The 19,219-nt window shown below is 72.5% G+C and carries 15 protein-coding genes; 8 read left to right on the top strand and 7 right to left on the bottom strand.

Features of this window, described 5'->3' with window-relative positions:
- Window positions 1–25: 25 nt before the first annotated feature.
- The gene (locus O2W16_RS07495) at window positions 26–625 is read right to left on the bottom strand and encodes a TetR family transcriptional regulator (protein ID WP_269158191.1); all 600 of its coding nucleotides are present in this window, start codon (window positions 623–625) and stop codon (window positions 26–28) included.
- 128 nt (window positions 626–753) lie between these two features.
- Between O2W16_RS07495 and O2W16_RS07500 the strand changes: the two genes are divergently transcribed.
- The 8 genes from O2W16_RS07500 to O2W16_RS07550 all read left to right on the top strand — a co-directional run bounded on the left by O2W16_RS07500 (window position 754) and on the right by O2W16_RS07550 (window position 9,317).
- The gene (locus O2W16_RS07500) at window positions 754–1,620 is read left to right on the top strand and encodes an SDR family oxidoreductase (RefSeq protein WP_269158192.1); all 867 of its coding nucleotides are present in this window, start codon (window positions 754–756) and stop codon (window positions 1,618–1,620) included.
- Window positions 1,621–1,638: 18 nt separating this feature from the next.
- Window positions 1,639–2,868 (top strand): pyridoxal phosphate-dependent aminotransferase, encoded by a 1,230-nt coding sequence (locus O2W16_RS07505; protein WP_269158193.1) that lies wholly within the window; start codon window positions 1,639–1,641, stop codon window positions 2,866–2,868.
- Window positions 2,865–3,620, top strand: a complete 756-nt coding sequence (locus O2W16_RS07510; protein ID WP_269158194.1) for a nitrilase-related carbon-nitrogen hydrolase — start codon at window positions 2,865–2,867, stop codon at window positions 3,618–3,620. Before O2W16_RS07505 ends, O2W16_RS07510 begins: the two co-directional genes overlap by 4 nt.
- Before the next feature lie 39 nt (window positions 3,621–3,659).
- Window positions 3,660–4,463, top strand: a complete 804-nt coding sequence (locus tag O2W16_RS07515; RefSeq protein WP_269158195.1) for an alpha/beta hydrolase — start codon at window positions 3,660–3,662, stop codon at window positions 4,461–4,463.
- Between the two features lie 120 nt (window positions 4,464–4,583).
- Window positions 4,584–5,690, top strand: coding sequence for a cold-shock protein (locus O2W16_RS21660; protein ID WP_442928902.1), 1,107 nt, complete (start codon window positions 4,584–4,586; stop codon window positions 5,688–5,690).
- A 92-nt stretch (window positions 5,691–5,782) separates the two neighbouring features.
- Window positions 5,783–7,477, top strand: coding sequence for a long-chain-fatty-acid--CoA ligase (locus tag O2W16_RS07540; RefSeq protein WP_269158196.1), 1,695 nt, complete (start codon window positions 5,783–5,785; stop codon window positions 7,475–7,477).
- Between the two features lie 445 nt (window positions 7,478–7,922).
- Complete coding sequence (locus O2W16_RS07545; protein WP_269158197.1) at window positions 7,923–8,072, top strand: hypothetical protein; 150 nt, start codon at window positions 7,923–7,925, stop codon at window positions 8,070–8,072.
- A 747-nt stretch (window positions 8,073–8,819) separates the two neighbouring features.
- The gene (locus O2W16_RS07550) at window positions 8,820–9,317 is read left to right on the top strand and encodes a hypothetical protein (RefSeq protein ID WP_269158198.1); all 498 of its coding nucleotides are present in this window, start codon (window positions 8,820–8,822) and stop codon (window positions 9,315–9,317) included.
- A gap of 188 nt (window positions 9,318–9,505) precedes the next feature.
- Here the strand turns inward: O2W16_RS07550 and O2W16_RS07555 are convergent, their stop codons facing one another.
- The 6 genes from O2W16_RS07555 to O2W16_RS07580 form a co-directional block, all read right to left on the bottom strand.
- Window positions 9,506–11,083 carry a glycosyltransferase gene (locus O2W16_RS07555; protein ID WP_269158199.1) on the bottom strand — a complete coding sequence of 526 codons (1,578 nt, stop codon included), beginning with the start codon at window positions 11,081–11,083 and terminating at the stop codon, window positions 9,506–9,508.
- Between the two features lie 656 nt (window positions 11,084–11,739).
- Window positions 11,740–13,290, bottom strand: a complete 1,551-nt coding sequence (gene hutH / locus O2W16_RS07560; protein WP_269158200.1) for a histidine ammonia-lyase — start codon at window positions 13,288–13,290, stop codon at window positions 11,740–11,742.
- 73 nt (window positions 13,291–13,363) lie between these two features.
- Window positions 13,364–14,167: an IclR family transcriptional regulator gene (locus O2W16_RS07565; protein WP_269158201.1), complete on the bottom strand. Its 804-nt coding sequence runs from the start codon at window positions 14,165–14,167 to the stop codon at window positions 13,364–13,366.
- A gap of 9 nt (window positions 14,168–14,176) precedes the next feature.
- Window positions 14,177–14,557, bottom strand: a complete 381-nt coding sequence (gene nirD, locus O2W16_RS07570) for a nitrite reductase small subunit NirD (protein ID WP_269158202.1) — start codon at window positions 14,555–14,557, stop codon at window positions 14,177–14,179.
- Entirely contained in the window at window positions 14,554–17,187 is a 2,634-nt protein-coding gene (nirB, locus tag O2W16_RS07575) for a nitrite reductase large subunit NirB (RefSeq protein ID WP_269158203.1), read from the bottom strand. The genes nirD and nirB overlap by 4 nt, the downstream gene beginning before the upstream one ends.
- Before the next feature lie 150 nt (window positions 17,188–17,337).
- Window positions 17,338–19,215, bottom strand: coding sequence for a sigma factor-like helix-turn-helix DNA-binding protein (locus O2W16_RS07580; protein ID WP_269158204.1), 1,878 nt, complete (start codon window positions 19,213–19,215; stop codon window positions 17,338–17,340).
- Window positions 19,216–19,219 lie beyond the last annotated feature (4 nt).

A 19,219-nucleotide genomic window follows, 5' to 3' on the forward strand; every position in this document is an offset into this window, starting at 1 on the left:
GTGGTGCGGGGGGAGGTCGGTCGGGTCAGCGGTGCGGGACGGGGAAGCCCGCCTCGACCTGGTCCCAGCCTTCGGCGACGAGGGCGGGCAGCGATGCGGTGTAGTCACCGGCGCGCCAGCGGTGCAGCGCGCTGCGCATCACCGAGCCCTGGACGGCGGCGAGCAGGGTGGGCTGGACGTCGAGCTCGGCGCGGGTGCCGGTGCGGGCGGCGAGCCACTCGGCCAGCAGCTGCTCGCTCCGGGCGAAGGAGGCGGTGAGCCGGGCGGCCAGCGCGGGGTGCGCGTCGACGACCTGCAGCCGCAGCGGCCACAGCTCGGTCTCCGCGGCCATCCGTGCGGCCTCGGCCGCGTGCACCGCGCGCAGCGCCTGGACGGGCGTCTCGGTCGTCGGCCGGGCGGACAGGGCCTCGGCCAGGCGGAGCGGGTGCTCCGGGTCCAGGCCGATGACCGCGTCGTCCTTGGACGGGAAGTAGTTGAAGAAGGTGCGGGGGGAGACCTCGGCCGCCGCGGCGATGTCGTCGACCGACACCCGGTCCAGCCCGTGCTCGGCGACCAGCCGCAGCGCCGCCTCGTGCAACGCCGCACGGGTCGCCTGCTTCTTGCGCTCGCGCAGCCCCGTGGTCACCGCGCGAGCATGACAGGAAAAGTGCAGGGACTGCAAACATGCGGACGCTGCACGGCGCGTCACCGGTGTCCGGTCGTGACCGCAGAGGCAGGACAGCAGAGCGGGCGGTCATCGGCGAGGATCGGCCGGTGACCGATCCTCAGCTCCCGCCCCTGGCCGTGACCGGGTCGACCGGACGGCTCGGCGGCCGGGTCGCCCGGCTGCTCGCCGACGCCGGGGTGGGCCAGCGCCTGCTGGTCCGCGACCCGGCCCGCGCCCCCCAGCTGCCCCGCAGCACCGTCGCGACCGCGCCCTACGGCGACCGGGCGGCCGTCCGCGAGGCGCTGGACGGCGTCGGCACGGTCTTCATGGTCTCCGGCAGCGAGTCCGCCGACCGGGTCGAGCAGCACCGCAGCTTCCTCGACGCGGCGGCCGACGCCGGGGTCGGGCACCTGGTCTACCTCTCCTTCCTCGGCGCCGCGCCGGATGCGACGTTCCTGCTGGCCCGCGACCACTGGGCCACCGAGGAGCACGCCCGGTCCCTGGGGCTGGCCACGACGTTCCTCCGGGACGGGCTCTACGCCGAGGACATGCCGGAGATGGTCGGCGAGGACGGCGTGATCCGCGGACCTGCCGGTGACGGGCGGGCGTCGGTGGTGGCGCTGGACGACATCGCCGCCGTCGCCGCCCTCGTGCTGCAGGACCCGGTTCCGCACGCCGGGGCGAGCTACGACCTCACCGGGCCGGCGGCGCTGACCCTCGACGAGATCGCCGAGACGATCACCGCCGTGACCGGCCGGCCGGTGCGCTACCAGCTGGAGACCGTGGCGGAGGCACACGCCTCCCGGGCGCAGTTCGAGGCACCCGAGTGGCTGGTGGACGCCTGGGTCTCCACGTACACGGCGATCGCGGCGGGGGAGATGGCCACGGTGAGCAGTGACGTCCCCGACCTGCTGGGCCGCCCGGCCACCCCGCTGGCCGAGGTGCTGCGGCGGGCGGCGGCCCCAGCAGGATGAGCACGGCAGACTGAGTCGGTGACCCGGACACCGCACCTCGCCTCCCGGCTGCAGGGCTTCGGGACGACGGTCTTCGCCGAGATGAGCGCGCTGGCCGTCGCCACCGGTGCGATCAACCTCGGCCAGGGCTTCCCCGACGAGCCGGGCCCGCCCGAGGTGCTCGACGTAGCCCGGGCGGCGATCGGCACGGCCCACGACCAGTACCCGCCGGGGCCCGGTCAGCCCGACCTGCGGGCCGCGATCGCCGAGCACCAGCAGCGGTTCCGGGGCCTGACCTACGACCCGGTCGACGAGGTGCTGGTCACCGCCGGGGCGACCGAGGCGCTGACCGCCGCACTGCTCGGGCTGCTGGAGCCCGGCGACGAGGTGGTGCTGTTCGAGCCGATGTACGACAGCTACGCCGCGGCGGTCGCGATGGCCGGCGGGGTGCTCCGCCCGGTGCCGCTCCGCCCGCCGCCCTCGGTCGCCGGCGAGGTCGCCACCGGACCGTGGACCTTCGACGAGGCCGAGCTGCGCGCCGCGGTCACCCCGCGGGCGCGGCTGCTGCTGCTGAACACCCCGCACAACCCGACCGGCAAGGTGTTCACCCGCGCCGAGCTGGCGGTGCTCGCCGAGGTGGCCGGCGCCGCGGACCTGCTCGTGCTCACCGACGAGGTCTACGAGCACCTGGTCTTCGCCGGCGCCGAGCACGTCTCGATCGCCACCCTGCCCGGCATGGCCGAGCGCACCCTGGTGGTCAGCAGCGGCGGCAAGACGTTCAACACCACCGGCTGGAAGACCGGCTGGATCTGCGGCCCGGCACCGCTGGTGGCGGCGGCCCGCACCGCGAAGCAGTACCTCACCTTCGTCAACGGCGGCCCGTTCCAGCCGGCGATCGCCGCCGGGCTGCGGTTGCCCGACGAGTACTTCACCCGCGTCGCCGCCGACCTGCAGCGCCGTCGCGACCTGCTGGTGGCCGGGCTGGTCGAGGCCGGGTTGCCGGTGGTGAGCCCGGAGGCCACCTACTTCGCCACCGTCGACGTCCGCCCGTGGCAGCCCGACGGGGACGGCGTCGCGTTCTGCCGGTCGCTGCCCGGGCGCGCCGGGGTGGTCGCCGTCCCGACCGTGGTCTTCTACGCCCCGGAGCACGCGGAGCTGGGCCGGCACCTGGTGCGGTTCGCGTTCTGCAAGCGTGATGAGGTGCTGGCCGAGGCGGCTCAGCGGTTGGGGAGGTCGTCGGTGGGGCGGGTGGGGGAGATGCGCGCATGAGGATCGCGGCGGTGCAGCACGACATCGTCTGGGAGGACCGGGCGGCGAACTTCGCGCGGCTGGCCCCGCAGGTGGCCCGCGCGGTGGGCGCCGGGGCGGAGCTGGTGCTGCTGACCGAGACGTTCTCCACCGGCTTCTCGATGACCCCGGGGATCGGCGAGCCGGAGGGTGGGCCGTCGTCGGAGTTCCTCGCTGCGCAGGCCGCCGAGCACGGCGTCTGGGTGGCCGGCACCTGCCCGGAGATCGAGGCCGGTGAGGAGCTGCCGCACAACTCGTTCGTGCTCGCCGGCCCGGACGGCACCACCCACCGCTACCGCAAGCTGCACCCCTTCGCCGACGAGCGGACCCGGTTCCGGTCCGGCACCGGCCCGGTCACCGTCCAGGTCGGCGGCCTGCGGATCACCCCGTTCATCTGCTACGACCTGCGCTTCGCCGACGTGTTCTGGGCGGCCGCGCCGGACACCGACGTCTACCTGGTGCCGGCGAACTGGCCCAGCCCGCGCCGGCACCACTGGTCGGCGCTGCTGCAGGCCCGGGCGATCGAGAACCAGGCCTACGTGGTCGGCTGCAACCGGGTCGGCGCGGCCGGCGACGGGACCGAGCACGCCGGGGACAGCCGGATCGTCTCCCCGATGGGCGAGCTGCTGGCCACCGCCTCCGGGGTGGAGACGATCGTGCTGGCCGACGTCGACGCCGCCGAGGTCGCCGCCACCCGCGACCGCTTCCGGTTCATCGCCGACCGCAGGAGCTGAGTCGGTGGTGCCCGGGCTGATCCGGGGTACCTGCCTGCCGTGCCCACCCGTCGAGCGTTCCTCGCCGCCTGCGGCCAGCTGACCGGAGCCGCCCTGCTGGCGGCCTGCGGCGGGCCCGATCCAGGCGGCGGTGGGGCCGCGCCGGAGGGCGGGGAGGGGGCGCCGGACCCCGCCGTGCTGACCGTGCGACCGGACAGCGTCTCGCCGACCGGGCCTCCGCCGGCCCCCGGCACCCACCCGCTGGGCCTGGCCGACGACCGGGACGCCCTGCTGTACGTGCCCCCGACCCTGCCCGCGGAGGGGCCGGCACCGCTCCTGGTCACCCTGCACGGCGCGGGTGGGGACGCCGAGGGCGGGCTGGCCCTGCTCCGCGGCCTCGCCGACGAGCACGGTCTGCTCCTGCTGTCCCCGGCCTCCCGCGGGACCACGTGGGACGCGCTCGGCACCGGCTGGGGCCCGGACGTCGAGCTGATCGACCGCGCGCTGCGCGAGGTGTTCGGGCTGCTGCCGGTCGATCCCGGGCGGATCGCGGTCGCCGGGTTCTCAGACGGTGCCTCCTACGCACTCGGCCTGGGGCTGGCCAACGGCGATCTGTTCAGCGACGTCATCGCCTTCTCGCCGGGCTTCGTCCCCCCGGCTTCCCGCACCGGCAGCCCTCCGGTCTTCGTCTCGCACGGGGTCGACGACGAGGTGCTGCCGGTGGAGCGGACCAGCCGCCAGATCGTCCCGGCGCTGCGGGAGGACGGCTACGAGGTCACCTACCGTGAGTTCGACGGCGGGCACACCGTGCCCCCGGAGATCGCCCGGGAGGCCGTCGACCAGCTCGTCCGGGCGGGCGGTTGACCGGCCAGATCGACCGTTGTGCACCCCGGTGAGCATGCCGGGTCGTCAGAGCGGGCACGCTGGAGGATCCTGGTACAGGTAGGTACCAGGTGGGACGTCGAGATGTGCAGGAGCTAGAGGATGTCGCAGGGCACGGTCAAGTGGTTCAACGCCGAGAAGGGCTTCGGGTTCATCGAGCCCGACGATGGTGGGCAGGACGTGTTCGCGCACTTCTCCGCGATCGCCGACGACGGCGGCTTCCGCAGTCTGGACGAGGGTCAGCGGGTCGAGTACACCGCCAGCGCCGGCGATCGCGGCATGCAGGCGGACTCCATCCAGCCCCTGGGTGGCGGTGGCGGTGGCCGGCCCCCCCGTGAGGAGCGCGGGCACCGCGACGACCCCCGGCAGGTGCGCGCGCCGCAGGCCCCCCGCAGTGGTGGCGGCGGCTCGGAGGGCACGGTCCGCTGGTTCAACGCCGAGAAGGGCTTTGGGTTCATCGAGCCCGACGAGGGCGGGGACGACGTGTTCGTGCACTTCTCCGCCATCGCCGACCAGGGTGGTTACCGCAGCCTGGACGAGGGGCAGCGGGTCGAGTACACCGCCAGCCCCGGCCAGCGCGGGATGCAGGCCGACTCGGTCCAGCCGCTCGGCGGCGGCCGGGCGCCCCAGCGCGAGGAGCGCGGCCGCCGGGACGCGCCCGCCCCGCGCGGCGGGCGCGGCGGCTCCGAGGGCACGGTGCGGTTCTTCAACGCAGAGAAGGGCTTCGGGTTCATCGAGCCGGACGAGGGCGGGGACGACATCTTCGTCCACTTCTCCGCCATCGAGGACGACGGTGGCTACCGCAGCCTGGACGAGGGCCAGCGGGTCGAGTACACCGCCAGCCCCGGCCAGCGCGGCATGCAGGCCGACTCGGTCCGCCCGCTGGGCGGCGGGCGCCCGCCGGCACGGTACGACGACCGGCGTGACGACCGGCGGGACGACCGGCCCGGCCGCGACGACCGCGGTGCGCGCGCTCCGCGGGCACCCCGCGGCGGCGGTGCCGGCGCCCAGGGGACCGTGCGCTTCTTCAACGCCGAGAAGGGCTTCGGGTTCATCGAGCCGGACGAGGGCGGGGACGACATCTTCGTCCACTTCTCCGCCATCGCCGACCAGGGTGGTTACCGCAGCCTGGACGAGGGCCAGCGGGTCGAGTACACCGCCAGCGCCGGCGACCGCGGCATGCAGGCCGACTCCGTCCAGCCGCTCTGACACCCTCCCGCTGACCGCCGGGCACCCGCGGCGGTCAGCGGGACGGACGGCCCTCCGCCGACCCCGGGTGCGCCGTTGCGAACGAGGAGCACATGGTCACCGAGCCGGACCGCGGGACGCCGGAGGCACCGGCCTGGACCCGGAGCTACGCCCAGGGCGTGCCGGCCGAGGTCGACATCCCCCGGGAGACCGTGCCGGACCTGCTGACCGCGGCGGCGCAGCGGTTCCCCGACCGGCCGGCGCTGGAGTTCTTCGGCGCGACGACCAGCTATGCCGAGCTCCGGGACGCCGTCGCGCGCGCGGCAACCGTGCTCCACGACCTGGGGGTGCGACCGGGTGACCGGGTGGCCCTGGTGCTGCCCAACTGTCCGCAGCACGTGGTCGCGTTCAACGCCGTCCTCCGGCTGGGTGCGGTCGTCGTCGAGCACAACCCGCTGTACACCCCCGAGGAGCTCGGCTCTCAGTTCCGCGACCACGGGGCCGCCGTCGCGGTCGTCTGGAACGTGGTCGCCCCCGTCGTCCAGGGCCTGGACGCACCAGAACTGCGCGAGGTCCTTGCGGTCGACCTCAGCCGGGCGTTGCCGCTGGTCAAGCGGCTGGCGCTGCGGCTGCCGGTGCCCAAGGCCCGGGCCACCCGGGCGGCGATGACGAAGCCCGCCCCCGGGACGACGTCCTGGGACGCCGCGGTGGCCGGCGCCACCCCGCTGGACGGCGCTCACCCCGGCCCGGCGCACGAGGACATGGCGCTGCTGCAGTACACCGGCGGCACCACCGGCGCCCCCAAGGCGGCGGTGCTCACCCACCGGAACCTGGTCGCCAACGTCACCCAGTCCCTCGCCTGGGTGCCGCAGTTGCGGGCGGGGGAGGAGGTCCTCTACGGCGTCCTCCCGATGTTCCACGCCTACGGCGTGCTGCTCTGCCTGGCCGCGGCCGTGCGGCTGGGCGCGGTCCTCGTGCTGTTCCCGCGCTTCGACGTCGACCAGGTCTTGGCCGCGGCCAAGAAGCGACCGCCGACGTTCTTCCCCGGGGTCCCGCCGATGTACCAGCGGCTGGCGGCCGCGGCCGAGGAGCGGGGCGTGGACCTGTCCGGCACCCGGGTGGCGATCTCCGGGGCGATGCCGCTGCCGCTGGAGACCGCCGAGCTGTGGGAGCGGGTGACCGGCGGGCTGGTCGTGGAGGGCTACGGGATGACCGAGGCCTCGCCCATCGTGATCGGCAACCCGGTGGGGCCGACCCGCCGGACCGGCACCGTCGGGCTGCCGTTCCCGTCGACCCGGATGCGGGTGGTCGACCCGGAGGACCCGACCGTCGACCGGGCGCCGGGGGAGCGCGGCGAGCTGCTGGTGCAGGGCCCGCAGGTGTTCTCCGGCTACTGGAACCGGCCGGAGGAGACCGATGCCGTGCTGCTGCCCGGTGGCTGGCTGCGCACCGGTGACGTGGTCGAGGTCGACGACGACGGGTTCGTCCGGATCGTCGACCGGATCAAGGAACTGATCATCACCGGGGGCTTCAACGTCTACCCCTCCGAGGTCGAGGACGTGCTGAAGGCGGTCGACGGCATCACCGACGCCGCCGTCGTCGGCCTGCCCGGCAAGAACGGCGAGGAGGTCGTCGCCGCAGTGGTCCTGGAGCGGGACCTGGACCTGGACGCCGTCCGGGAGTCCATCCGCGCGTCCCTGGCCGGCTACAAGGTGCCGCAGCGCATCGTGGCGGTCGACGACCTGCCCCGCTCGCAGATCGGCAAGGTGCTCCGCCGCGAGGTCCGCGACCAGCTCCTCGCCGACTGATCCCCGGCCCCCGCACGATCTCATTGAGATGAACCGCAGCCCGGCGGACCCCTCGGATTGCCGCCTCGTTGCACGGCCGGGAGGCTAACGCGCTGGACGATGAACTCGCGCCACCTTCCGCCAGGTGACTGGAGCACCGCCTGCGGATGCCTACGCGACTGGACGTTTCGCTGATGTCGCGCACATTCAGGGAATGCCTCCTTCCGCAAGGTCAATGAGGACAGCATTCTGGAACGATGGCCCACGTGCCGAGACCGCTGTCATCGCGCGAACAGGAGACCCTGCGCTTCTTGCTCAGCGACGGACGTCCGGGAGCCGACCGAGTGTTGGCGTCGGTGCCACACGTGCGGGTCGTGGGTCAGTGCGACTGCGGGTGCGCCACGGTCGAGTTGGAGGACTCCCGAGGCGCTGAGGACTGGAGCGGCAAGACATCTTCGCGGAAGCTGTGGACGACAACACCGGCCTGGTCGTCCATGTCCTGATAGACGAAGACAGGTTCGTGCCGACCCGCCTGGAGGCCTACGGCGACGGCGATGAGCCCGCTGAGTTCCCACGGGCTGAGGCGCTGCGGTTGATGCCTGCTGACAGCGCCTGACGCTAGAGACTTGTATCCCGTAGCGGCTCACTTGGGGACACCCTCCAGCGGCGCGTTTCACATCCCGAGGGCGAATACGTCTTTAGGCCCGAGGGCGTTTAGACCGCCTGGCGCCGCCAGACGGGATAGTTGCGTCGGACCACGCTTCGACCGCCGTTACCTGCTCGTTGGCAACCAACTCCATCAACTGGCCGCGTCCCGTGCGCTCAGTCTGTGCACGCCGCTAAGCGGGGAGCAGCAACTTGAGTGATCCGGACCCAGGGATTGATTACACAGCTATTCACAAGCAGACCGCACGGGCGGCCTGGCAGGGGTTGTCCACAACTTCGGTACGTACTGCACGATCTGCTCGGAGCAAGACGTCCGGGGAATCGTTGCAACGCCCCCCGGGGAACCGAGGGACGTCCCGGCTCCGCGGAAGCCGAGCCATCGACAACCAGGGAATGCGCGGGAGCCTAGGGCAGCAGCCGCCAGGGCCAAACGGTGACGGCGGAACGGGCATCAATTGGCTGAAGGTGGCCGCTTTTATCGCCAGTGTGGCTTTCCTGCTGCCGGTCCTTTGGCTGACGAAGTCCGTGGAGGCTATGACTGTGGCGGCGGCAGCCCTCTACACGCTGCTCAGTTGGTTGTCCGACGGCCAGGTGGCGGTCAAGTAGCCAATGGGGGAGGAGTGGCCACCCGGAAGCCACCAGTGCGGCTAACACTGGCGTCTGACGACGGAAGCCGTGCTTCTAGTAGGGTGCTTCCGTGGATCGCTGGCTGGGAGACATCTTCGGTGGGTGGGTCAACGTGAACCAAGGGATCACCGGCGGTGTCATAGGAGGCATTCTGGCCGGTGTCGCCAGTGCAATCGCTGTCTACTTCACCAATCGGCACGCGCGCGGGCTTGCCAAGCGAGAAGAGGCGCGGGCTCATGTGATTGACGCCTTTCGTGAGTGCATGACGTCATTCATTGGAGTTCCCGACGATGCTTCTCGCCGTCACGACCTAGAATTGATAGCTAGGGTCAGAGCCAAACTCGAGCTCGCCGCCGCACTCATTGCGGAAATGGATAAGTCCTTCGCGCAGGAGCTGCAGGACGTCTCTAATGAGCTCGCCCTCTTGACGGCGGAATGGCGGGACGAGTCGGCCATGCAGCGCTACAACGGTGCGTGGAAACTCGTGGAGCCACTTCTCGACGCAATACCTAATTGGCTGGGGAACGTGAAGACAGTTGGCCCGCGAGCGGCGAGCCAGTCTCCCTAAGGCTGACAAACGGCAGTGGCTTGATCTGGGGGGTGCCATCACTTCTGTGGACCCAGTTACGCTAGTGACGACAAGTCCCTAAGGCCGCCTTTTGTCCCCTGGGCGGCCCACTACGGGGCGCCACACGCTTGTCACGCCGCGCTGTCCGTCACTGGGTGACGGAAACACCGTTTAGCGTTTGATGACAGCTAGTGCTTAGCAGACCTAATGCACGTACGAATCGTAACTGGTAGCACCCTTCTCGCATAATCGCCGGTGGATCGGACGAGTCTACTGCAGCCGTGCATTCTTGGTTCGAACGATACCGCGCATGACTCGACACGATAACCTCCGCGAACGGCCAGGACGTATTGTTCTTGCGTGTACGTAAATGAGCTCGTGGTTGGGCACTGGCGAGCGACGCAACTGCTGAACGCTCGGAAGCCGGACTGCGTGTCCGTCTCCGGTTGACCTAGTGTCACCGCAATTAGGCGACTGAAGGTTCGATTTGTCAGATAGCGCGCCCAGGGCATCCACTTCGGCCTCAACGTCAACCTACTTCCAATAGCGAGACCGACACCAGCCTCGACCAGCTCCAAGAGACGTGCGGCTTCCTTTGGCAAGTATTGGCCATCTGCGTCCACGACGAGAAAAATGTCCGCGCCATTCGCTAATCCCGTTTCCACTCCAAGCTTGAACGCCTCGCCAAGGCCGTGCATGCCTCTCGTGCTAATAACCTGCGCCCCTGCCTCGGACGCCACAAAAGGAGTGCCATCGACGCTCCGATCGTTGATCACGAGAATGCGCGTGTCGTATCTTTCGGCGTACCGCGACTCCTGGACAGCCAAAATGATTCCAGCGATGGTCGGCGCTTCGTCGCGCGCTGGTATAAGAACCCAGAGTCGGCGACGGACGACATCGATGGTCGAACCCGGCAAGTCGACGTCGCCAGTGTCATTGCGGAAGCGGCTGGCGATTGCTGAGACAACGAATGCGAGCACCAAGACAACCGTCACCATCGTCAGTGCCCCCAGGGAGCGCGCCGCGGGTTCCGTGGGCACGACGTCTTCGTCTCCCACTGTCGCGATGTTCACCATCACGTAGTACATCGCGGTCGATAGCCTCGCCAGTGTCTCTGTCCAGGGATCGTGTGACGGAAGTGTTGAAAATCCCTTGAATCCCGGAAAGTTTTTTTCTGTGCCCGCAATCGCAACGGACAGGCTAAGGACTGCCAAGACCACGACGGAGCCCAGTAGATATATGTCGTTGACGGCTCGGCTCCGGCGAGCGGTACTCGCGGGGCCGCGCACCTTTAGTAGCCCCCAGGCGACACTATAATTCTCAGCCATGAGCGACCACATTATGGCTTCAAGGAGGAGCCCTATAGAGTAAAGGACCATCCAGAAGCCCACGCCCGCCGCGAGCAGCTTCAAGGGATATTCATCAAGACCAAAAAGCTGTCCTGCGAGGATCACCACCGCGCACCAGGCGACAAACAGTGGCGAGCTTCTGAATGTTGAGGCGAGCAGTATCTCGGCCCACTTGTAAGATCTCTTGAAGTTGTACAGGCGGAGGCTCTTAGCGCCAAAGGGGACGAAAGCACCGTCGAAATTGTGTCGAAGAAGGTCTCGATACTCCTGCTTCTGTTCTAGCTGACTTGACTCGGCGGCTTGGGCATATTCGGCGCCCCTCCGGCGGGCCCACCTGAAGGAGGCGATAAGGTTCCATGACTTCAGCAGAGCGCCCAGAATTATCAGGCTAAGGCTGGTGTACTGCGCTACAGTCACCGGTGGGCACCCCTTTAAATCGCACTCTCTCGACTCGAGACTATGGCTTGAGACAGTGTCCGCGTCACATCGGGCTCCCGCGAATCGCTGAACGCGAGTCACCCCGCTCTTAGCCTGGGTAGCAACCTATGCCGTCGCCTGCCGTGTGTCTCAGGGCCGTGCACCCCTTGTTCATGGGACAGGGAAGTACTCGGTGGTCGCGGACTGTGGGGCAGCCTCCTACTGCTCGACTTCGCAGGCCTCCGGACAAGGGGAGCACTGCGTCCTCGAGGGGCGTGACCGGGTGCGGCGGTTGCCGGCTGGTCATCGCTGGCTTGAGGGCATGCAGCACCGAGAGGGTGAGTCTGGTTATGCCGACGGCGGCCGGCCCGCGTATCGGTGTTGCCGGCACCGCCGCGGTGTAGGCCGCAAGACCCAGGCGGCGAAAGTGATCAAGCGACGGAATGGAGGCCAAGGCCTGCGAGGTCGCGCTCAGGGCGGTAGTTTCCAGCTTCCCTTGAGCAGGCGTGGGCGAATGCTGTGAGTCGTGAACGATGGACAACGCCCCCTCCGCTAGATCACCGATCAGTCCCTGAGGCTGCCTTCAGGCCGAATTCTCCGGGCGGCATCAAGTCATCACGAGGTCTGCTCACGTCACCTCACCGATGAGGTTCGGCTCAGCGCAGGGGCAGCCCGGTGGCGGTGAGCACGTCGCCGTCGGCGACCAGCTGGACGGCGGCCTCGATCTCCGGGGCCAGGTGTCGGTCCGGGCCGGGGCCGGGCACCCCGGCGCCGCGGACGGCGTCCCGCACCGCCCCGGTGGCCGCGGCCGGCTGCAGCGGGGCACGCAGGTCCAGCGCTCGGGCGGCGGTGAGCACCTCGATCGCCAGCACCCGGGTCAGCCCGTCCAGCGCCCGGCGGAGCTTGCGGGCGGCGTGCCAGCCCATCGAGACGTGGTCCTCCTGCATCGCCGAGGAGGGGATCGAGTCGACGCTGGCCGGCACCGCGAGCCGCTTCAGCTCGCTGACGATCCCGGCGGCGGTGTACTGGGCGATCATGTGGCCGGAGTCGACCCCCGCGTCATGGGCGAGGAACGGCGGGAGCCCGTGGCTGCGGGAGGCGTCCAGGAACCGGTCGGTGCGGCGCTCGCTCATGCTGGCCACGTCGGCGACCGCGATCGCCAGGAAGTCGAGCACGTAGCCGACCGGGGCGCCGTGGAAGTTGCCGTTGGACTCCACCCGCCCGTCGACCGTCACCACCGGGTTGTCGATCGCCGCGGCGAGCTCTCGCTCGGCGACCGTGGCGGCGTGTGCCGCGGTGTCCCGCGCGGCACCGTGCACCTGCGGGGCGCAGCGCAGCGAGTAGGCGTCCTGCACCCGGGTGCACTCCGGGCCGCGGTGGCTCGCCATCACCCCGCTGTCGGCCAGCAGTGCCCGCAGGTTGGCCGCCGAGTCCGCCTGCCCGGGGTGCGGGCGCAGACCCTGCAGGTCGGCGGCGAAAACCGCGTCGCTGCCCAGCAGCGCCTCCACGCTCATCGCCGCGGCGACGTCGGCGGTGCTCAGCAGCCGGCGCAGGTCGGCCAGCGCGAGCACCAGCATGCCGAGCATCCCGTCGGTGCCGTTGACCAGCGCCAGGCCCTCCTTCTCCGCCAGCTGCACCGGAGCGAGCCCGGCGTCGGCCAGCGCATCGGCGGCGGGGCGCAGCTCCCCGGCGGCGTCCCGGACGGTGCCCTCGCCCATCAGCGCCAGCGCGATCGACGACAGCGGCGCGAGATCACCGGAGCAGCCCAGCGAGCCGTACTCGTGCACGGTCGGGGTGATCCCGGCGTCCAGCATCGCGGCGTAGCTGCGGGCGGTCCCCGGCCGGACGCCGGTGCGCCCGGTCGTCAGCGTCGACAGCCGCAGCAGCATCAGCGCCCGCACCACCTCGCGCTCCACCTCCGGGCCGGAGCCGGTGGCGTGCGAGCGGATCAGGCTGCGCTGCAGCTGGGCGCGCTGGTCGACCGGGATGTGCCGGGTGGCCAGCGCACCGAAGCCGGTGGAGACGCCGTAGTGCGGGCGGTCGTCGTCGGCCAGCCGCTCGACGACCGCTCGGGTGGCGGCGATCCCGGCCAGCGCCTCCTCGGACAGCCGCACGCCGCAGCCGTCCCGGGCCACCCGGACGACGTCGTCGAAGGAGACCGGCCCGCTGCCGACCACGACCTGCTGGGTGTCCACCGCTGTGCTCATGGCCCCATGTCACCTGGCCAGCGGCGGGGAATCCAGGCCGGAGACCCGAGTGCTGTCCGGGATACCAGACGTTTCAGTCGGGGCGCCGGCCGTTGATCCGGCGGGTCAGCTCACCAGCCGCCCGGGCCACCCGCTGCGCGAACTCCGTCCGCCCCGGGGCGTCGACGTCCTCGGTGGGGAAGGTGACCGCTACCGCGGCCGCCGGCCGGCCGGCGTGGTCGTGCACCGCCGCGGCGACCGAGGCGAAGCCCGGGGTGACCTCGCCGTCCTCGTCGGCGTACCCGGCCCGGCGTACCTCGCCCAGCAGCCGGCGCAGCTCCGAGAGCCGGCGGGGACCCAGGTCGTGCCGGTCGACGAACGCGGTCGCGTCGGGGAACAGCGCCCGCACCTGGGCCGGCGGCAGACCGGCGAGCAGGGCCCGGCCGCTGGCGGTCAGCTGGGCCGGCAGCCGCACGCCCACGTCGGTCACCAGCGGCGGCCGGCTCGGGGCCCGCTGCTCGACGACGTAGAGCACCTCCCGGCCGTGCAGCACGGCCAGGTGCGCCGAGTGGCCGACCGCGTCGACGAGCCGGGCCAGCACCGGGCGGGCCAGCCGGGCCAGCGGCTCCTGGCGGGCGTAGGCGCTGCCGATCTCGAAGGCGCTCACCCCGAGCCCGTACCGGCGTTCCTCGGGCAGGTGGACGACGAAGCCGGCGTCGATCAGCTCGGCGAGCAGGTGGTACGTCGTCGACCGCGGCAGCCCGAGGTCGCGGGCGAGCGCAGCCGCCGGGACGGCGCCGGGGGAGCGGGCCAGCGCCTGGAGCAGCGCCAGCGCCTGCCGGGCGGCCGGCACCCCACCCCGCGGGGGCGTCTGAGGAGACGGGACCGGGTCCGGCACCGGGGGAGCCTACGGCGCGACGGCCCCCGCGCCGATCTCCACCCAGTCGTCGCGCAGCCGCACCGGGTGGACCGGCAGCCGCAGCGCCGGGTCGTCGGGGGCGTCCAGGCAGACGCCGGTGCGCAGGTCGAACACCTGCTTGTACATCGGGGAAGCCACCGTCGGCGCGTCACCGCGGGTGCCGACGAGGCCCCGGGCGATCACGTGCGCACCGCTCACCGGGTCGCGGTGCCCGACGGCGTGCAGCGTGCCGTCGAAGAGCCGGAACACCGCAATCTGTTGGCCATCGACCAGCGCGGCCACCCCGCGTTCGGGCTGCAGCTGGTCGTAGCGGCAGACCGTCGTCCAACCGGTCGACGCCGTGGTGTCCGGCGGCAGGGTCGCGGTCATCGGGAGAACACCTCCAGTCGGGGGCCGGCCACCAGGACGGCGCCGGCGGCCTCGCCGGCCGTCCGTTCCGCCGCGGTGCTCGGCCGGGGCTGGCCCCGCTCCACGACGTAGGACAGCGACGGGTCGGGGGAGTCGGGGGCGTTGACGAAGGAGGCGAACCGGCGCAGCTTCTCCGGGTCCTCCAGGGTGGCGCGCCACTCGTCGGTGTAGCCCTCGACGTGGTCGGCCATCGCCGCGTCCAGGTCGGCGGCGATGCCCAGGCTGTCGTCCAGGACGACGGCGCGCACGTGGTCCAGCCCGCCCTCGATCTCCTCCAGCCACGGCGCGGTGCGCTGCAGCCGGTCGGCGGTGCGCACGTAGTAGACGAGGAAGCGGTCGATGGTGCGCACCAGCGTCTCGGTGTCCAGGTCCTCGGCCAGCAGCTTCGCGTGCCGGGGGGTGAAGCCGCCGTTGCCGCCGACGTAGAGGTTCCAGCCGTTGTCGGTGGCGATGACCCCGACGTCCTTGCCGCGGGCCTCGGCGCACTCCCGCGCGCAGCCGGACACCCCGAGCTTGATCTTGTGCGGTGAGCGCAGCCCGCGGTAGCGCAGTTCCAGCGCGATCGCCAGGGCGACCGAGTCCTGCACGCCGTACCGGCACCAGGTCGAGCCCACGCAGGACTTCACCGTGCGCAGCGACTTGCCGTACGCGTGCCCGGACTCGAAGCCGGCGGCCACCAGCCGCTCCCAGATCGCCGGCAGCAGCTCCATCCGGGCGCCGAAGAGATCGATCCGCTGGCCGCCGGTGATCTTGGTGTACAGCCCGAAGTCGCGGGCCACCTCGCCGATCGCGATCAGCCCCTCCGGCGTCACCTCCCCGCCGGGGATCCGCGGCACCACCGAGTAGGTGCCGTCCTTCTGGATGTTGGCCATCACGTGGTCGTTGGTGTCCTGCAGCGTCGCCCGCTCGCCGTCCAGCACGTGGCCGGAGTCCAGGCTGGCCAGGATGGAGGCGACGACCGGCTTGCAGATGTCGCAGCCGCGGCCGCGGCCGTGCCGGTCGACCAGCTCGCTGAAGCTGGTGATCCCGGTGACCCGGACGACGTCGAACAGTTGCGCCCGGCTGACGTCGAAGTGCTCGCACAGTGCTGAGCTGACGCTCACCCCGGCGGCGGCCAGCTCGGTGGTCACCAGCTTCTTCACCAGCGGCAGGCAGGAGCCGCAGCTCGTGCCCGCCTTGGTGCACGCCTTCACCGCGCCCAGGTCGGTGCAGCCGTCGCAGCGGACGGCGTCCCGGATGGAGCCGGCGGTGACGTTGTTGCACGAGCAGACGGCGGCGTCGTCGGGCAGCTCGGCCGAGGCCGGCCCGCCCTCCGCGCCCTCGGGCAGCAGCCAGGCGGCCGGGTCACCACCCAGCTCCCGGCCGACGAGCGGCCGCAGCCCGGCGTACGCGCTGGCGTCCCCGACCAGGATGCCGCCGAGCAGGGTGCGGGCGTCGTCGGAGAGCACCAGCTTCTTGTAGACCCCGGCCACCGGGTCGCCGTAGACGACCGACAGCGCACCCGGTGACGTGCCGAACGCGTCGCCGAAGCTGGCGACGTCCACCCCGAGCAGCTTCAGCTTGGTCGACAGGTCGGCGCCGGGGAACTCGGCGGCGCCGCCCAGCAGCTGGTCGGCGACGATCTCGGCCATCGTGTAGCCGGGGGCGACCAGGCCCCAGGTGCGCCCGTCCAGGCAGGCCACCTCGCCGATCGCCCACACGGCCGGGTCCTCGGTGCGGCAGGTCGGGTCGACCACCACGCCGCCGCGCGGGCCGACCGGCAGCTCGCAGGCCCGGGCCAGCTCGTCGCGCGGGCGGACGCCCGCGGCGAACACGACGACGTCGACGTCCAGGTGGGTCAGCCCCGCCGCGGAGCCCTCGGCGGCGTGCATGCGGGCCACCCGGCCGTCGCGGCCGGCGGTGAGCTTGGCCGTCGCGGTGCCGGCGTGCACCTGCACGCCGAGCGCCCCGACCAGCCGCTGCAGCGCCTCGCCACCGCCCTCGTCGACCTGCAGCGGCATCAGCCGGGGGGCGAACTCGACGACGTGGGTCTGCACGCCCAGGGCGGTCAGCGCGCCGGCGGCCTCCAGCCCGAGCAGCCCACCGCCGACGACGGCGCCGGTGACCGGGCGAGGGTGGGTGCTGTCCTTGCGCCGGGTGTCGACCTCGGTGACGTACTGGCGGAGCGCGGCGACGTCGTCGATCGTGCGGTAGACGAAGCAGCCGGGGAGGTCCTTGCCCTCGACCGGTGGGACGAACGGCGCGGACCCGGTGGCCAGCACCAGCGCGTCGTAGCCGTGCTCCCGGCCGCCCGCCGTCCGCACCACCCGGGCCGCGCGGTCGACCTCGGTCACCTGCACGCCGCGGCGCAGCTGCACCCCCGGGGTGTCCCAGAGGGCCGGGTCACCGAGCGCCAGGTCCTGCGGGTCCCGGCCGGAGAAGTACGAGGTCAGGGCGACCCGGTCGTAGGGGGCGCGCGGTTCCTCGGCCAGCACGGTCACCTGCCAGCCCCCGTCGGCCACCCCGCCCCGGTCGACGAGCGCCTCGACCAGCCGGTGGGCGACCATCCCGCCGCCGACGACGACGAGCTGACGAGGTGCGGGGGTGCTCATGCGCAGGGTGCTCCTTCGACGGCGGCGGTGCGGCGGGACGGCGGCCCACTGCCGAGCGAAGTTATGTACGCGGTGTTTCCGTCGCCGTCGCGACGCGTTACGGAGCGGGAAGGTCGAGCGCACACCGCCGCCGGTGCCGGCGTGAGCCGCTCAGCCCGGCGGTCCGGACCCGAAGTCGCCGAACGGCTCACCGGCCATCGGCGCCACCGGGACCTGCCTCAACGGCTGGCCTGCGGCGTCCAGGGTCCGCACGTCCCGGGCGCCCTTGGGGAGCGGGACGACCGTGCCGCCCCCGGCCAGCGGCAGCCGGGCCAGCGTCCGGCCGGTGGCGCCGAGCACCTCGACGGCGGTCGCGGCCGGTGGTGCGGTGACGACCAGCCAGTCGCCGTCCCCGGACTGCCCGAGCCCCGGCAGGTCGACCGTGCACGTCCGGGCCACCGTCAGGGACGCCACCGGGGTGGTGCCGGCCGGGGTGACGGTGCCGCAGGCGATGGCCCAGCCGCCGCCCCCGGCCCAGGTGGTGACCACCAGCGCACCGCCGGGGCTGCGGCCGACGACGACGGCGACGGTGCCCGGGCCCCGGCTCAGCGGCAGGGTGCCCGACCACAGCAGCTCCGGCTGCAGCCCGGCCGGCTCGACGCCCAGCGGCACCGCCAGCCCGACCAGCGCGGCGGCGACCACCCGCTCGTCGGGCTCGTGGAGGACCGGGCGCACCGCGTCGAGCACGGGGAGCGGGGTGGTGCGGCCCGGCCGGTCCCCGGGCCAGTCGACGGCCGACCGGTGCACCAGCCGCCCCTCCCGGGTGACCCGGACGCTCAGCGCCGGGCCGTCCTCGGTCGTGGTGGCCGGGACGACGGCCACGCCGTCGGGTGCGTCCACCGCCGTGTAGCTGCGGGCGACGGTGCCGCGGGGGCCGACCATCAGCCGGTCGGAGACCTCGATCGTGTCGCCCCGTCCGGCGACCACCACCAGCGACGCCGGGCCCGGCCCGCCCAGCAGCAGGGTGACCGGCCGGCTGCGGGCCAGCCCCGGTGGCAGGTGCGGCACAAGCGCCTCCGCCGGGGCCCCGGCCGGCCCGATCAGCCAGGTGCCGCGGAAGTCCTCGTCGACCGTTCCGACGACCAGCGCCGCGCGCCCGGAGGGGGTGTCCCCGGCGAAGACGACGGTCCGGTCAGCAGCCGGCGGCGCCACCAGCCCACCCCAGTCGGCCTGCTGCACGGCGGCGAGGAACGCGGGGTCGTCGGCGAGGGAGCCGCGGGCCGGTCCGGTGAGCACGGGGGCGGCACGGACCGACGGCCCTGCGTCGACCGTGGGGGCGGCCGGGGGCGCCGTCGCGAGGGGCTCCGGAGCCGGCCGGGTCTGCGTGACGACCGCACCGGTGAGGACCAGGGCAGCGACCGCCGCCGCGGCGAGCACCCGACGCCGCAGCCCGGTGCGGCGGTGCCCGACGTCGGCGACGGCCTGCGCGGCGTCCAGCCGCCACCGGCCCGGGGCTCCGGCCAGCCGGCCCAGCCCGTCGCGCAGCCGCTGGTCGTCCGTCGCCGGCTGCTCGCGCCGGAAGGGGTCCGGACGCGCGACCGGCCGCAGCTGCGCGGCGCCTGCGGCGGCCGCCGCCTCGACCTCCGCCACCGGGCGGCCGAGCAGCGCGGCGACCGCAGCTGCGTCCAGGCCCTCGGCGACGCGGAGCACCGTCGCGGCCCGGGTGCGCGGGGGGAGGTCGCGGAGCGCCCGGGCCAGCTCGTCGTCCACCGCCGGGGCGAGCGGGTCGGGCAGCTGCTCGATGACCTGTTCCCCGCGCAGGCCCCGGCCGGTGGCGCCGGTGACCAGGGCGCGGCGGGCGGTGGTCAGCGGATCGCCCGTGGGCCAGCCGCGCCGGGTCCGGGTCAGCGCCCGCTGCACCAGCTCCTCGGCGCTGGTCCGGTCCCCGGTCAGCAGCAGCGCGGTGCGCAGCAGGCCCGGACGACGCTCGGCCACGAACTGCGCGAAGGCCGCGTCCTCGCCTGTTCCGTCGCCCTGCACCGCGCGCATCCCG

It is taken from the genome of Modestobacter sp. VKM Ac-2984 (assembly GCF_026967985.1).
GTDB lineage: Bacteria > Actinomycetota > Actinomycetes > Mycobacteriales > Geodermatophilaceae > Modestobacter.

Excerpts from the sequence above, each read along its gene's own strand:
- O2W16_RS07510 (WP_269158194.1), top strand. The coding sequence starts at position 2,865 with ATGAGGATCGCGGCGGTGCAGCACGACATCGTCTGGGAGGACCGGGCG.
- O2W16_RS21660 (WP_442928902.1), top strand. The coding sequence starts at position 4,584 with ATGTCGCAGGGCACGGTCAAGTGGTTCAACGCCGAGAAGGGCTTCGGG.
- O2W16_RS07540 (WP_269158196.1), top strand. The coding sequence starts at position 5,783 with ATGGTCACCGAGCCGGACCGCGGGACGCCGGAGGCACCGGCCTGGACC.
- hutH (WP_269158200.1), bottom strand. The coding sequence starts at position 13,290 with ATGAGCACAGCGGTGGACACCCAGCAGGTCGTGGTCGGCAGCGGGCCG.
- nirD (WP_269158202.1), bottom strand. The coding sequence starts at position 14,557 with ATGACCGCGACCCTGCCGCCGGACACCACGGCGTCGACCGGTTGGACG.
- nirB (WP_269158203.1), bottom strand. The coding sequence starts at position 17,187 with ATGAGCACCCCCGCACCTCGTCAGCTCGTCGTCGTCGGCGGCGGGATG.
- O2W16_RS07580 (WP_269158204.1), bottom strand. The coding sequence starts at position 19,215 with ATGCGCGCGGTGCAGGGCGACGGAACAGGCGAGGACGCGGCCTTCGCG.